This window comes from Nisaea nitritireducens (genome assembly GCF_014904795.1).
In the GTDB taxonomy this organism is placed as follows: domain Bacteria; phylum Pseudomonadota; class Alphaproteobacteria; order Thalassobaculales; family Thalassobaculaceae; genus Nisaea; species Nisaea nitritireducens.
In genome coordinates this window covers 42,920-56,040 of the sequence record NZ_JACZFS010000016.1, presented here as the reverse complement: position 1 = coordinate 56,040, position 13,121 = coordinate 42,920, and the positions used below count along the sequence as shown (strand labels likewise).

Genomic DNA, 13,121 nt, shown 5'->3' with positions numbered 1-13,121 from the left:
CATGTGTGCGACCGTCGGAATGCGCGACCCAATCAGGGGCGCATGATCGACTTCATCAAAGGATCACAGACATGATTAAAGCCTTATCTCTTGGCGCCGCAATCCTTGTTGCCAGCGCATCCCCCTCACTTGCGCATCTTAACCCGGCAGAGCATGGCTCTTTCGCCGCCGGTCTGTCGCACCCGATGCTCGGGGCGGATCATGTCCTGGCAATGCTGGTGGTCGGGATCTGGGCTTTCCAGATGGGTGGCCGGGCGCTGGTTGGTGTGCCGCTCGCCTTTGTCGGCTGCATGGTGTTGGGCTTCGGGTTTGCACTGTCGGGCGTGGCCTTGCCGTTCGTTGAGCCTGCGATCCTCGCCTCTGTCGTCGCGCTCGGCCTGCTGGTTGCCTGCGCGGTGAAGCTTCCGGCAACTGTCGGTGCGGTTGTGGTCGGCGCCTTCTCGCTGTTCCACGGACACGCCCATGGTGGTGAAATCGGCGGCGCGACGGCGCTTGCCTATGGCGCCGGTTTCGTTGCCGCGACCGCGCTGCTGCATGTTGCAGGTCTCGGTGCCGGTGTACTGGCGGAAAAGCTGTTCTCTGAGCGCGCCGCTCTGGCTACGGCCGCAATGCGCGGCGCCGGCGGCCTGACTGCCGCCGCTGGTTTTGGTCTGATGCTGGCCTGACCGTTTCATGGATTTAAAGAGAAGGCCGCCTTCCAGTCCGGAGGCGGCCTTTTTCATGCTCAGATATCCGGTTTAAAGCGAGACGACGATCTTGCCGATATGTCCGGCCTGCTTCATGTGTCGGAAGGCATCGGCGGCTTTTTCAAGACGGAATGTGCTGTCGATCACGGGCTTGATGCCGTGCAGGTCCATCGCCCGGGCGAGATCGCGCAGCCCGGCCTGGGAGCCGACCACGACGCCTTCCATCCGCACATTGGGGCCTATGAGCTGCAACACGTTCAACGGCACTTCCGCGCCACCGACAAACCCGATCACGCCGATAAAGCCGCCGAAGGCAACGGCCGCGAAGGACTGGGCAAGTGTGCTTCCGGTGGTTTCAACGATGATGTCGGCCCCGTGCCCGCCGGTTGCCTCTTTTACCGCTGCTCCCCATTCCGGCACCTCGCGGTAATTGATCACGTGATCGGCGCCGAGCTTCTTCAGCATATCGGCCTTCTCGGCGGTGGAGGTGAGGGCGACGACCTCAGCACCCGCTGCCTTGGCGAGTTGCAGGGCGAACAGCGCAACGCCGCCGGTGCCTTCCACCAGAACCCGGTCGCCACTTTTCAGGCCGCCCTGTTCAAGGCATGTCCAGGCGGTGAGGGCGGCTATGGGAAGCGTCGCCGCCTCGGCATCGCTGAGATTGGCCGGGGCCGGGATGACCTCGTCAGCGGGGACGGCGATATATTCCCGCAGCACGCCGGGAAGCGGCCCACCGAGAGTCTGCTTTGTGCGCTGTTGCTGGGTTACCTTGCCGTCCCGCCAGCCCTGTATGTAGCAGGGCACGACCCGGTCGCCTTCCTTGAAGAGACTGACATCCTCACCCAGAGCAACGACGGTGCCGCAGCAATCGGAGCAGGGCACATAAGGCATCGGCAGGGTCGGCATGTAGGTGCCGCCGAGCACGGCCAGGTCGCGGTAGTTCAGGGTGACGGCATTCACCCGGATCAGGACTTCGCCGCGCCGGGGAATTGGCACCGGCCGTTCCACAAGGCTCAGGCTGTCGATGGAGAAGGCCGAGGCCTCGATGGCTTTCATGGTGCCGGTCGGCTGGGACATGTCTGTCTCGCTGTTTGGGAACGTGTGACGGCTCAGGACGGCAAAACCTTGCCGGGATTCATGATGCCTTGCGGGTCGAGTGCCTGTTTGATTGCCTGCATGGCGTTGAGCGCCAGCCCGTGTTCGGCTTCCATGTAGCGGATCTTGCCCTGGCCGACGCCGTGCTCTCCGGTGCAGGTGCCGTCCATTTCCAGCGCCCGGAACACCATGCGTTCGTTGTGGCCCTTGGCGGCAGCGACTTCTTCGGCGTTATTCGGATCGATGCAATAGCCGACATGGAAATTGCCGTCGCCGACATGGCCGACAATGCCGGCGGTCAGGCCGTTCTCGATCAGATCCTTCTGGGCCTCCAGAATGGCTTCCGCCAACCGTGAGATCGGCACGCAGATATCGGTCGCCATCACCTCGCAGTTCGGGCGCATGGACTTGATGGCGTAATGGACGTTGTGCCGGGCTTCCCAGAGCTTGTTCCGGTCCTCGGCTTTCTCCGCCCATTGGAAGGCGCTGCCGCCGAATTCGGAGGCGATCCCCTCGACCATTTCGGCCTGTTCCTTCACGCCGGTCTCGCTGCCGTGGAACTCGAAAAACAAGGTTGGCTTTGTCTCGTAGCCCTCAAGTTTGGAGAAGCGGATGCAGGCGCCCATCTGGTCGCTGTTCAGGAGCTCGATGCGGGCCATCGGCACGCCGGACTGGATGGTCAGGATTACTGTGCTGACGGCGCTCTCAAGGTCGTCGAACTGGCAGACGGCGGCGGAGGTCGCTTCCGGAATGCCATAGAGCTTGAGCGCAACTTCGGTGATCACGCCGAGCGTGCCTTCAGAGCCGACGAAAAGCCGTGTCAGGTCGTATCCAGCGGAGGATTTGCGGGCCCGGCGGGCGGTACGGATGATCTCGCCACTTGCCGTCACCACGGTCAGCGACAGTACGTTCTCGCGCATGGTACCGTAGCGCACGGCGTTGGTGCCGGAAGCGCGGGTCGCTGCCATGCCACCGATGGAGGCGTCGGCGCCGGGGTCGATCGGGAAGAACAGGCCCTGGTCGCGCAAATGCGTGTTGAGCTGCTTGCGGGTGACGCCGGCCTGCACCCGGCAGTCCAGATCCTCGGCATTCACCGCGAGGACTTTGTCCATGTTCGAAAGGTCGATGCAGATACCGCCCGCGACCGCGCCGATATGGCCTTCGAGGGAGGTGCCGGTACCGAAGGGTATGACCGGAACGCCATGCTCGGCGCAGAGCTTCACCACCTCCGCAACCTCTTCGGTGCTGTTGGCAAAGACGACACCCTCAGGCGGCAGGGACTTATGATAACTCTCGTCCTGGCCATGCCGCTCGAGCACGGCGGGAGCTGTCGAGAGCCGATCCGCGAACCGGTCTTTCAGAATATCCAGAACCGGTGCGATCTTTGATGCGCTTTCTCGGGCCTGCATGGTGTTTTCTCCCTTGGAATTTGCCGCACAGCCTAGTGAGTGACGGGGGAGTGCTCAATCGTTGAATCGATACGAGGGATATGCCGCGCAAGAAACGGAGCGTTGTTCCCGTGCACATATGCTATCCGCTGTTTCTCTGCCTGATTTGCGGCGGTGCCGTTTGCGCGGACGGATAGAATGCTGCCGTGCTGAAATTTTCTGAATCTAGGAGCCTGAACCGGACATGAACGCCAAGGTCAATCTCACCATGGGGCCGGTGGAGTGGGGCATCCTCATTCTGCTGTCCTCCGTCTGGGGCGGGTCGTTCTTTTTCGTCGAGGTGGCAATCCACGAGGTGCCGCCGCTGACCATGGTGCTGGTCCGGGTCGGGCTTGCGGCCATCGCGATGCAGATTGCCTTGCCGCTCTTCGGTCTGCGCATGCCGACGGACTGGAAAATCCTGCGGGCATTCCTGTTCATGGGCTTTCTGAACAATGCCGTGCCGTTTTCCCTGATCGTCTTCGGCCAGACTCAGATCGCCAGCGGTCTCGCCTCCATCTTCCTCGCGGCGACACCAATATTCGGCGTTCTGGTGGCGCATTTCCTGACCGATGACGAACGTATCACACCGCTGCGCGTTTTCGGCGTGGTGTTTGGGTTCGGCGGCGTTGCATTGATGATTGGTAATGATCTGTCAGCAGGGTTCTCCGGCACGCTCATTGGCCAGCTTGCGCTTTTGGGGGCGGCGCTCAGTTATGCCTTTGGCGGCGTTTTTGGACGGCGCTTCAAAGGGATGGGTGTCCAGCCCGCGCAAACCGCAGCGGGTCAGGTGACGGCGTCCAGCATTCTCATGATACCTGCCGTTATCCTCGTCGACCGGCCATGGGAGTTACCGGTACCAAGCGGGACAACCATCGCCGCTCTCATCGGTCTGGCCCTGCTGTGCACAGCCTTCGCCTATATTCTCTATTTCGAGCTGTTGAAGCGGGCAGGGGCGATGAACCTGCTGCTGGTCACCTTGCTCGTGCCGGTCAGCGCCATCTTGCTCGGCGTGACATTCCTGGGGGAGTCCCTGGCGCCAAGCCATTTCGCCGGTATGGGGCTGATCGCGGTCGGGCTTCTGGCGATTGATGGGCGGCTGTTCCGCTCAAGGCGCGTGAAGCAGGTATAGAAAAAGGCCGGCATTGAGCCGGCCTTTTTCTTTTCATCGTCATCCCTGCGAAAGCAGGGACCTAGGGGGCATGGAACTCCGCCCTATGTTCTCCTGGGTCCCCGCGTGCACGGGAATGACAGATAATAAAGCGGGGAAAGCCGCGAGCCTTAAGCTTCGGCGCCGATCTGGGCGTCGATGTCTTTGCTCTTGAACATTTCCAGCAGTTCGCCGGTCTCGTACATCTCGCGGATGATGTCGCAACCGCCGACAAACTCGTTCTTCACGTAGAGCTGCGGAATGGTCGGCCAGTTGGAGAATTCTTTGATGCCTTCGCGCACGGCCGGATCTTCAAGGACGTTGATGCCCTTGAATTTCACGCCGATATGGCTGAGGACGCCGACAACAGCGGCGGAGAAACCGCACTGCGGGAAGACGGGCGTGCCCTTCATGAAGAGAACGACGTCCGTGCCGCCGATTTCGTCCTGGATTCTCTGGCGGGTATTTTCGTCAAGCATGGCGTGGTCCTTTCATGGGTCCGTGTGCCGTCGGGTTAGTGGGTAAATCCTGTGCGATCAGGCCGGCGTGCCGGTCTGCAGGGCGAGGGCGTGCAACTCGTTGCCCATCCGGCCCTGAAGGGCTGCATACACCATCTGGTGCTGCTGGATACGGGTCTTGCCTTCAAAGGCCGTAGACAGAACGTGACAGGCATAGTGATCGCCGTCCCCGCGCAGATCCTCAATCGTGACCTGGGCGTCGGGAAACGTCTCCTTGATGAGGCGTTCGATCTCTCCGGCTTCCATTGCCATGCGTTCTTATCCTTTTTGCCCGTTCGGGTTTCTTGTCTTGTCTGTCTCAGGATGCGGCCATGAAGTCCGGCAGCCAATCCTCGAACTGGGACCGTAGCATTGAGACGGATATGGAGTCACCGGTGCCGAGTTTCAATTCACCGTTGCCGGTTGTCTTACCAATGACGGCCGCCGGAACTCCGGCATCCGCCGCAGCTTTCAGGATGCCTTCAGCGTTCTTGGCCGTAACCACATAGCGCGCCTGATCCTCGCCGAATGCCCAGGCATGGGCGGCAAGGCCGTCTTCCGGCGTAACATCAGCCCCGAGGCCCTTGGCGCCGAGTGCCATTTCCGCGAGCGCGATGGCAATGCCGCCGTCGGAGACATCGTGGCAGGCAGTCACCGAGCCTGTTTCGATCAGACCACGAACGAAATCGCCGTTCTTTTTCTCGAGCGCGAGATCCACCGGCGGCGGGGCGCCTTCCTCCCGGCCTTCGATTTCGCGGAGATAGATGGACTGACCGAGCCAGCCCGTGGTCTCGCCGATCACGACGATGGCTTCGTCCGCTGCCTTGAAGGCGACGGTGCCGCGCTTCTCGATATCGGCAATGACGCCGACGCCGCCGATCACCGGGGTCGGCAGGATGGCGGCGCCTTCGGTCTCGTTGTAGAGCGAGACATTGCCGGAGACGACCGGGTAGTCGAGAGCGATGCAGGCCGCCCGCATACCATTAATGGCGCCAACGAACTGTCCCATGATCTGCGGCTTCTGCGGGTTGCCGAAATTCATGTTGTTGGTGATGGCGAGTGGCTTGGCGCCGGTCGCAGTGATATTCCGCCAGGTCTCCGCCACAGCTTGCGCACCGCCGGTCTCCGGTGCCGCTTTCACATAGCGCGGCGTGCAATCGACGGTGAGGGCGAGACCCTTCTTGCTGTCGCGCACACGCACCATGGCGGCATCGCCGCCCGGACGGATCGCCGTGTCGCCCATGATCAGGTGATCGTACTGTTCCCAAACCCAGCGCCGGCTGCACAGATCGGGGGTGCCGATCAGGCTTTTCAGGGCGCCGGTCAGGCTGGCGGGTGCCGGGACTGTTGACGCATCCACGACCGCAGAGGCCGCTGTCGGCTCCCACGGGCGGTCATATTCGGGAGATTCGTCGACCATCGGCGCGATCGGAATATCGCCGACCAGCTCGTCGCCCATCTTCAGAACCAGATGGCCCGTGGTCGTCAGCGTACCGATAACGGCGAAGTCCAGCTCCCACTTGTCGAAGATCGCCCGGGCCTCGGCCTCGGATGCCGCATCCGGCTTCAGGATGATCAGCATGCGCTCCTGGCTCTCGGAGAGCATCAGTTCGTACGGCTTCATGTTCTCTTCGCGGGCCGGTACCTTCGCCAGGTCCATCTCGATGCCGAGGCCGCCTTTACCCGCCATCTCGACAGCAGAAGAGGTGAGGCCGGCGGCGCCCATGTCCTGGATGGCGATGATGGTATCGGTCGCCATCAGCTCAAGGCAGGCTTCCAGCAGCAGCTTCTCGGTGAACGGATCGCCGACCTGGACCGTGGGGCGCTTCTCTTCGGAATCCTCAGAGAATTCGGTCGAGGACATGGTCGCACCGTGAATGCCGTCGCGGCCGGTCTTGGCGCCGACATAGATCACCGGGTTTCCGGCACCGGCTGCAGCCGAATAGAAAATCCGGTCGGCCGGGGCGAGCCCCACGGTCATGGCGTTGACCAGGATGTTGCCGTTATAGGCCGGGTGGAAGTTCACTTCGCCGGCGACGGTCGGAATGCCCATGCAATTGCCATATCCGGCGATCCCGGCGACCACGCCGCCGACCAGGTGCCGGGTCTTCGGATGGTCCGGACTGCCGAAGCGCAGCGCGTTCAGGTTGGCAATCGGTCGCGCACCCATGGTGAAGACATCGCGCAGGATGCCGCCAACGCCGGTCGCCGCGCCTTGATAGGGCTCGATGAAGCTCGGGTGGTTGTGGCTCTCGATCTTGAAGATCGCGGCCTCACCGTCGCCGATATCGATGACGCCGGCATTCTCGCCCGGGCCCTGGATCACATGCGGCGCTTCGGTCGGCAGCGTCTTCAGCCATTTCTTCGAGCTCTTGTAGGAGCAATGCTCGGAATACATGGCAGAGAAAACGCCAAGCTCGGTCATGTTCGGCTCACGGCCGAGAATCTTCAGGATGCTTGCGTATTCGTCTTCAGAAAGGCCGTGTTCGGCGACGATTTCCGGGGTGATAGCCGTATTGGTAATGCTCACGAGAGGGCCCTCACCAGTCCGTCGAAGAGGCCGCGGCCATCAGTGCCGCCGACCGCGGGGTCGATTGCGTTTTCCGGGTGCGGCATGAAGCCGAGCACCGTCTTTTCCTTGTTGAAGACGCCGGCGATGTTGCGGGCGGAGCCGTTCGGGTTTCCGGCCTCGGTCATGGCGCCGTCCTCGTCGACATAGCGGAACGCGACCTGGCCATTCTGTTCGATCCGGTCCAGCGTCTCGTTATCGGCGAAATAGTTGCCGTCATTGTGGGCGACCGGGATCGACAGAACCTGCCCGTCCTCGTAGCCGCCGGTGAAGAGAGACTGGCTGGTCTCGACCTTCAGGCCGACATTGCGGCAGATGAACTTGAGCCCGGCATTCCGCATCAGCACGCCCGGCAGCAGGCCGGTCTCGGTCAGGACCTGGAAGCCATTGCAGACGCCCATCACCGGCGTTCCCTTGCTTGCCTTTTCCTTGAGGCTGCGGAGCACAGGGGAATGGGCGGCCATGGCACCGGCGCGAAGATAGTCGCCGTAGGAGAAACCGCCGGGGACCACGATAAGGTCGACATCCGGGATTTCACTGTCTTTATGCCACACCATGAGCGGCGCCGTGCCGCTCGCTTTTTCAAGCGCGATCGCCATGTCGCGCTCTCTGTTCGTGCCTGGGAAGACGATGATCGCTGATTTCAACGCGGGGGCCTCTTATTTGGGGCTGGATCGGCGCGGCGGAAAGTACGGGAGGCCGCGCGGAAGTGCAAGCCGGGACACCCGCATACCGGCGGATATTGGCTTCCCAGGCGCTGTCCGGATTATTTCAACGCAGGCGTCATAGCGGCAATGGTTGTGAGTAATAGGTTGATTTACGTGAAACCCGAATAATAGAGTAAAGCTCCGGTGGGGGCCGCTCAAGGCCGCGCTGGTGAAAGGCGGGGACGGTTTTGATGGAGAAAATCGACGTCGATAGCGCGAGCAATATCGCTTTAACCGAGACGATTCTGACCTCCATCGACCAAGCTATGCTGTTGTTTGATGCGCAGCATGAAGTTCGTGCCGCCAATTCCCATTTTAGGAATCTTTTCGGGCCTTTACTGAACGGCTCCCCCGTCGGTCAGCCGATCCGTGTGATTCTTGACGCGATTGACGGGCCGGGGGGCGGCAATACCGGCTGGTCTGCTTCGGTCACCCGAGCCGCCGCCAATGGCGACGCGGTCGAATGTCAGCGAATCGCAGCGGGCGACATTGTCTGCGAGATGCGCGGCCTGGCGCTTCAACAGACCGGCTACCTCCTTACCTTCAAGGATATTTCCGAACAGGCCCGCTCCGAAGACGTCCTTGTCGATGAGGAGCGCTACATTCATCAAATCCTCGATGACAGCCCGATCGGGGTGAATATCGTCGGCCCGGACGGGCGCCGCCGGTACTGCAATAGAAAGATGCACGAGATGCTGGGGCTGTCGGATTCCGAATTCCAGAATACTCATGCAGGGGAGCATTATGCGGAACCGGCTCTACGTGAGCGAATAATTGAGAGAATGAGGGAAACCGGGGCGGTCGAGAATGAAGAGGCGGAGCTCGTCAGAAGCGATGGAGGTCATTTCTGGGCGCTGGTCTCCTGCCGTCCGTTCTCGTATCACGGTGAGGAATGCGTTCTTGGCTGGGTCTATGAGATTACCGATCGGATGGAACTCGAAAGGAGCCAGATCAGAAGTCGCGAAGAGCTTGAGATGCAGGTTCTTGAATTGCGCGACCGGGAAGAGCGGATGGCGCGGCAGACAGCCGAGCTGGAGACTTTGGCGACACGTCTCGCTGAGTCAGAGCGGAAAATGGCGGAGCTCGCCAATCACGACAGCCTGACCGGATTGCCGACGCTCCGGCTCTGTCATGACCGGTTGCAGCAGGCTATGGCACAGGCTCAGCGCAGCCAGACCCTCATGGCTGTTTTTTATGTCGATCTGGATGGCTTCAAGCCGGTTAACGATACCTATGGCCACGATGCCGGGGATCAGGTTTTGAAAGAGGCGGCAAACCGTATGCGTGGATGCTTCCGAGAAGTGGACACTGTATCCCGGATCGGAGGCGACGAGTTCCTGGTTTTGCTGACCGGTCTCGGGTTTCGGGATGTCGTGGTGCCTCTGGCCGAACGCCTGCTGAACAGTTTTTCCGATGAATTCAGTTTCGAGGAAGGCGGCACGAATATAGGGGCCAGCGTCGGAATTGCCTTTTTCAACGGCGCCTCGGATACGTCGGAAACGCTTATCAAGCGTGCGGACAAAGCCATGTATGACGCAAAGAAGAACGGCAAAAACCGCTATGCGCTCGCCTAGCCGCGCGGGTCTTTGCGCATGATTGTGAAGCCTTCCGGGCCGCGTTGAAAACGCTCGGATACCTCCCACCCAAGACGGGTGTAAAGCTGCTCGGCAGTGTTCGTGTAGAGATACATGCAGGCAATGTCGCGCAATGCGGCTTCGCGTTCGACAGCCTCAATGAGAGCGGATGCAATACCCGTCTTCCTGAAGGCCGGAGGAACATAGACACTGGCGAGCCAGTGCAGCAGATCAGGCCGCTCGTCAAGATCGTGATCGACGAGCGAGGCCATGCCAATCACGTCGTCGCCCCGCGTGGCAAGCACGCATTCTTCGCTTGGAGCGCCGATCATCGACTGGAACCAATCCATGCTGTCCCGCAGGGATGAGCCGGATTTCTTGCCCCACTCCGCATAATTCCATGCGGCGATTGTGTCGAGATGCTCCGGGGCGTCTGCCAGGCGGAGGATTTGAAGGGAGGCCATTGGCCGCCCTTAGCCTTCGATCTCGACCGTGTAGTTCTCGATGACGGTATTGGCGAGCAGCTTCTCGCACATGTCGGTCACCTGGGCGCGGGCCTTTTCCGCGTCGGTCTCGCCGAGATCGAGTTCCAGGAACTTGCCCTGGCGAACCTGGTTGACCCCGCCGAAACCGAGCGCGCCAAGCGCGTGTTCGATGGCTTTGCCTTGAGGGTCGAGAACGCCGTTTTTCAGCGTTACATGGACAGTGGCTTTCATGCTCTCACCAATTCGTTCATCTCTTGAGCCGGCCTGCGGCTTTACTGGATGGCTTTCGGACCCTTCAGATCCATGGGGCCGGCTTCGGGCAGCACGCCGAGACGGCGGGCGACTTCCTGGTAGGCTTCACGGACACCGCCGAGATCTTGGCGGAACCGGTCCTTGTCCAGCTTTTCGTTGGTTTTGGTATCCCACAGCCGGCAATTGTCCGGGCTGATCTCGTCCGCGAGCACGATCTGCAGCGTGTCTTCGGTATAGAACCTGCCGAATTCGAGTTTGAAATCGACCAGACGCAACCCGACACCGATAAACAGACCGGTCAGGAAATCGTTCACCCGAAGCGATAGCGCTACGATGTCATCAATATCCTGGGTGGTCGCCCAACCGAACGCAGTGATGTGCTCCTCCGAGATCATCGGATCGCCGAGCTCATCGGACTTGTAATAATACTCGATGATCGAGCGCGGCAGCATTGTGCCTTCCTCGATACCGAAACGCTTTGCGATAGAGCCAGCGGCGACGTTGCGAACGACCACTTCTACCGGAAGAATCTCGACTTCGCGCACGAGCTGCTCGCGCATGTTCAGGCGGCGTACGAAATGCGTTGGAATGCCTATATCGGTCAGCAGGGTCATCAGGTGTTCGCTGATGCGGTTGTTCAGTACACCCTTCCCGGTGATAGTGCCCTGCTTCTCGTTGTTAAAGGCGGTGGCCTCATCCTTGAAATACTGGATCAGGGTGCCGGGTTCCGGGCCTTCATAAAGGACCTTCGCCTTGCCTTCGTAAACTTTTCTGCGTCGTGCCATGGGTTCCCCGCCTGTTGTCTGGCGGTCAATTTCCGGGATGCGGAGAGCCTGCACACCACAGCGGCAGGAAATACGCGCTCCATATAACCATAAGGTCGAGCAAACACAATCAGGGAAGCGGGCCGACAGCTTGGCTCGTTCCTGGCCGTCTCCGGTCGGAGTGCCCGCATTGTGCGACCGGCGAGCCGGCTGGCCATTCGGAAGTGGGTGGTGCGTCCGTTCGAGCATTGTCCGGACATTATAGATCCGGCTGAAGGGGGCCATGCAATTTGAGCATGTCAGGGCTCAATTTTACGGGCTTCTGATTAGAATTTTATTCACATTTTCCGGACTATTTCTCCAGGCAGTTAATACCTATGACATCAGGATGAAGCAAAATGTCGATCATGGTTTTTGGCGGCGATGCTGCAGCAAAACTGGCAGCTCTGGATAAATCGCAGGCATCAATCGAGTTTAAACTGGATGGCACGATCATCACCGCCAACCAGAATTTTTTGAAGGCGGTAGGCTACGAGCTCACCGAGGTTGTCGGCAAGCACCACAGTATTTTTGTCGACCCCGAGGAAAGCAAGACTCCCGCTTACAAAGAGTTCTGGCAAAAGCTTGGTCGTGGCGAATTCCAGCAGGCGCAGTACAAGCGATACGGCAAGGGCGGAAAAGAAATCTGGATTGAGGCCTCCTACAATCCTCTGCTGAACGGGCGGGGCATCCCGTACAAAGTCGTCAAATACGCCACCGATATCACTGCCAAGACGATGGAACATGCGGATCTTGTTGGCAAAGTTGCAGCCATCGACCGTTCTCAGGCGGTGATCGAGTTTCATCTCGACGGGACGATCATAACGGCAAACCAGAACTTCCTGACGACCCTGGGCTACAAGCTCGAGGAGATTGCCGGCAAACATCACAGCATGTTTGTTGAGAAGGGCGTTCGGGACTCTGCGGAATACCGCGATTTCTGGACAAAGCTTGCGAACGGCGAGTTTCAGGCCGGGCAATACAAACGGTTTGGAAAAGACGGCAAGGAAGTCTGGATCGAGGCGTCCTATAATCCGGTTTTCGATCCGAATGGACGTCCGATTAAAGTCGTCAAGTTCGCCACCGACATTACCGGCCGGAAACGTCAGAATGCCGAACTGGCCAAAGCATTCGAGGAAGGCGTCAAACGGGCTGTTGAGGCTGTCTCGTCCTCTGCGGGCGATATGGAAGTGACCGCGCAGTCGCTGGCGGCCAACGCGGAGCAGACAAATCAGCAGACCGCCACGGTTTCTTCGGCGACGGAGGAGCTGTCTGCATCGGTGGGCGAGATTGCGCGTCAAATTTCAGAGTCGACCCGCGCAGTCGGCAGTGCCGTCGATGCGGCAGGTAAATCGGAAAAGATGGTGAGCGATCTGCTCGCTGCCGCCCAGAAAGTCGGCGAAGTGACCATGATCATTGCCGATATCGCGGAGCAGACAAATCTGCTGGCGCTCAATGCCACCATCGAGGCTGCCCGGGCTGGTGAAGCCGGGAAGGGCTTTGCGGTTGTGGCTTCCGAAGTGAAGAGCCTGGCCAACCAGACTGCAAAAGCGACCGACGAAATCGCCCAGCAGATCAAGGAAATTCAGGACTCCACGAACACAACGGCAGAATCGATCGGCGAGATCGCCAACATCATTGCCAAGGTGAATGAGATAGGCACGTCGATTTCCAGCGCGGTCGAGGAGCAATCCGCTGCCACGCAGGAGGTTTCCGTCAATATCAGCGGTGTCGCCCAGGCGACCGAGGCAAGCGGGAATTCGGCTACGAATGTGCTGGAATATGCGCGCACTCTCTCGGAACAGGCCGATGGCCTGAACGGGCAGGTTGATGGGTTCTTGGATAAAGTCCGGGCCATGTAACCGGCAGAGCCGGG

Annotated in this window: 13 protein-coding genes; 4 read left to right on the top strand and 9 right to left on the bottom strand. The window is 60.1% G+C overall.

All coding sequences use genetic code 11. From position 1 onward, the window contains the following. Nucleotides 1-71 precede the first annotated feature (71 nt). Nucleotides 72-665, top strand: coding sequence for a HupE/UreJ family protein (locus tag IG629_RS05960; RefSeq protein ID WP_193171056.1), 594 nt, complete (start codon nucleotides 72-74; stop codon nucleotides 663-665). A 72-nt stretch (nucleotides 666-737) separates the two neighbouring features. Here IG629_RS05960 and IG629_RS05955 read toward each other — a convergent pair whose 3' ends face one another. Together IG629_RS05955 and IG629_RS05950 are read right to left on the bottom strand one after the other, a co-directional pair. Continuing rightward, nucleotides 738-1,763: a zinc-dependent alcohol dehydrogenase family protein gene (locus IG629_RS05955; RefSeq protein ID WP_226886492.1), complete on the bottom strand. Its 1,026-nt coding sequence runs from the start codon at nucleotides 1,761-1,763 to the stop codon at nucleotides 738-740. Between the two features lie 32 nt (nucleotides 1,764-1,795). Next, nucleotides 1,796-3,190: an FAD-binding oxidoreductase gene (locus tag IG629_RS05950; RefSeq protein WP_193171055.1), complete on the bottom strand. Its 1,395-nt coding sequence runs from the start codon at nucleotides 3,188-3,190 to the stop codon at nucleotides 1,796-1,798. Between the two features lie 223 nt (nucleotides 3,191-3,413). On the opposite strand from IG629_RS05950, the gene IG629_RS05945 reads away from it, so the two are divergent. After that, nucleotides 3,414-4,340: a DMT family transporter gene (locus tag IG629_RS05945; protein ID WP_226886491.1), complete on the top strand. Its 927-nt coding sequence runs from the start codon at nucleotides 3,414-3,416 to the stop codon at nucleotides 4,338-4,340. 149 nt (nucleotides 4,341-4,489) lie between these two features. On the opposite strand, the gene grxD is transcribed toward IG629_RS05945, so the two are convergent. The 4 genes from grxD to purQ are packed head-to-tail and all read right to left on the bottom strand — an operon-like array spanning nucleotide 4,490 to nucleotide 8,071. Then, on the bottom strand, nucleotides 4,490-4,837 hold the full coding sequence (gene grxD / locus IG629_RS05940; RefSeq protein WP_028465333.1) for a Grx4 family monothiol glutaredoxin: 348 nt from the start codon (nucleotides 4,835-4,837) through the stop codon (nucleotides 4,490-4,492). 57 nt (nucleotides 4,838-4,894) lie between these two features. After that, the gene (locus IG629_RS05935) at nucleotides 4,895-5,128 is read right to left on the bottom strand and encodes a BolA family protein (protein ID WP_028465332.1); all 234 of its coding nucleotides are present in this window, start codon (nucleotides 5,126-5,128) and stop codon (nucleotides 4,895-4,897) included. Between the two features lie 46 nt (nucleotides 5,129-5,174). Continuing rightward, the gene (gene purL, locus IG629_RS05930; protein ID WP_193171054.1) at nucleotides 5,175-7,385 is read right to left on the bottom strand and encodes a phosphoribosylformylglycinamidine synthase subunit PurL; all 2,211 of its coding nucleotides are present in this window, start codon (nucleotides 7,383-7,385) and stop codon (nucleotides 5,175-5,177) included. After that, the gene (purQ, locus tag IG629_RS05925; RefSeq protein WP_193171053.1) at nucleotides 7,382-8,071 is read right to left on the bottom strand and encodes a phosphoribosylformylglycinamidine synthase subunit PurQ; all 690 of its coding nucleotides are present in this window, start codon (nucleotides 8,069-8,071) and stop codon (nucleotides 7,382-7,384) included. Before purQ ends, purL begins: the two co-directional genes overlap by 4 nt. A 251-nt stretch (nucleotides 8,072-8,322) precedes the next feature. On the opposite strand from purQ, the gene IG629_RS05920 reads away from it, so the two are divergent. Next, nucleotides 8,323-9,705, top strand: coding sequence for a diguanylate cyclase domain-containing protein (locus IG629_RS05920; protein ID WP_193171052.1), 1,383 nt, complete (start codon nucleotides 8,323-8,325; stop codon nucleotides 9,703-9,705). On the opposite strand, the gene IG629_RS05915 is transcribed toward IG629_RS05920, so the two are convergent. From IG629_RS05915 to purC, 3 genes are read right to left on the bottom strand one after another with little or no spacing between them, the layout of a single operon-like run. Next, nucleotides 9,702-10,169 (bottom strand): GNAT family N-acetyltransferase, encoded by a 468-nt coding sequence (locus tag IG629_RS05915; protein ID WP_193171051.1) that lies wholly within the window; start codon nucleotides 10,167-10,169, stop codon nucleotides 9,702-9,704. The two genes, IG629_RS05920 and IG629_RS05915, sit on opposite strands and share 4 nt — an antisense overlap. A 9-nt stretch (nucleotides 10,170-10,178) precedes the next feature. Beyond that, a complete protein-coding gene (gene purS, locus IG629_RS05910) occupies nucleotides 10,179-10,421 on the bottom strand; it encodes a phosphoribosylformylglycinamidine synthase subunit PurS (RefSeq protein WP_193171050.1) in 243 nt (80 codons plus the stop codon). 41 nt (nucleotides 10,422-10,462) lie between these two features. Next, complete coding sequence (gene purC / locus IG629_RS05905; protein ID WP_193171049.1) at nucleotides 10,463-11,227, bottom strand: phosphoribosylaminoimidazolesuccinocarboxamide synthase; 765 nt, start codon at nucleotides 11,225-11,227, stop codon at nucleotides 10,463-10,465. A gap of 377 nt (nucleotides 11,228-11,604) precedes the next feature. On the opposite strand from purC, the gene IG629_RS05900 reads away from it, so the two are divergent. Then, nucleotides 11,605-13,107: a methyl-accepting chemotaxis protein gene (locus IG629_RS05900; protein ID WP_193171048.1), complete on the top strand. Its 1,503-nt coding sequence runs from the start codon at nucleotides 11,605-11,607 to the stop codon at nucleotides 13,105-13,107. Nucleotides 13,108-13,121 lie beyond the last annotated feature (14 nt).

Bases quoted from the DNA above. Each gene is read 5' to 3' on its own strand.
- IG629_RS05955 (WP_226886492.1), bottom strand. From the start codon at position 1,763: ATGTCCCAGCCGACCGGCACCATGAAAGCCATCGAGGCCTCGGCCTTC.
- IG629_RS05900 (WP_193171048.1), top strand. From the start codon at position 11,605: ATGTCGATCATGGTTTTTGGCGGCGATGCTGCAGCAAAACTGGCAGCT.
- IG629_RS05950 (WP_193171055.1), bottom strand. From the start codon at position 3,190: ATGCAGGCCCGAGAAAGCGCATCAAAGATCGCACCGGTTCTGGATATT.
- IG629_RS05920 (WP_193171052.1), top strand. From the start codon at position 8,323: ATGGAGAAAATCGACGTCGATAGCGCGAGCAATATCGCTTTAACCGAG.
- purC (WP_193171049.1), bottom strand. From the start codon at position 11,227: ATGGCACGACGCAGAAAAGTTTACGAAGGCAAGGCGAAGGTCCTTTAT.
- IG629_RS05935 (WP_028465332.1), bottom strand. From the start codon at position 5,128: ATGGCAATGGAAGCCGGAGAGATCGAACGCCTCATCAAGGAGACGTTT.
- IG629_RS05945 (WP_226886491.1), top strand. From the start codon at position 3,414: ATGAACGCCAAGGTCAATCTCACCATGGGGCCGGTGGAGTGGGGCATC.
- IG629_RS05915 (WP_193171051.1), bottom strand. From the start codon at position 10,169: ATGGCCTCCCTTCAAATCCTCCGCCTGGCAGACGCCCCGGAGCATCTC.
- grxD (WP_028465333.1), bottom strand. From the start codon at position 4,837: ATGCTTGACGAAAATACCCGCCAGAGAATCCAGGACGAAATCGGCGGC.
- IG629_RS05960 (WP_193171056.1), top strand. From the start codon at position 72: ATGATTAAAGCCTTATCTCTTGGCGCCGCAATCCTTGTTGCCAGCGCA.
- purS (WP_193171050.1), bottom strand. From the start codon at position 10,421: ATGAAAGCCACTGTCCATGTAACGCTGAAAAACGGCGTTCTCGACCCT.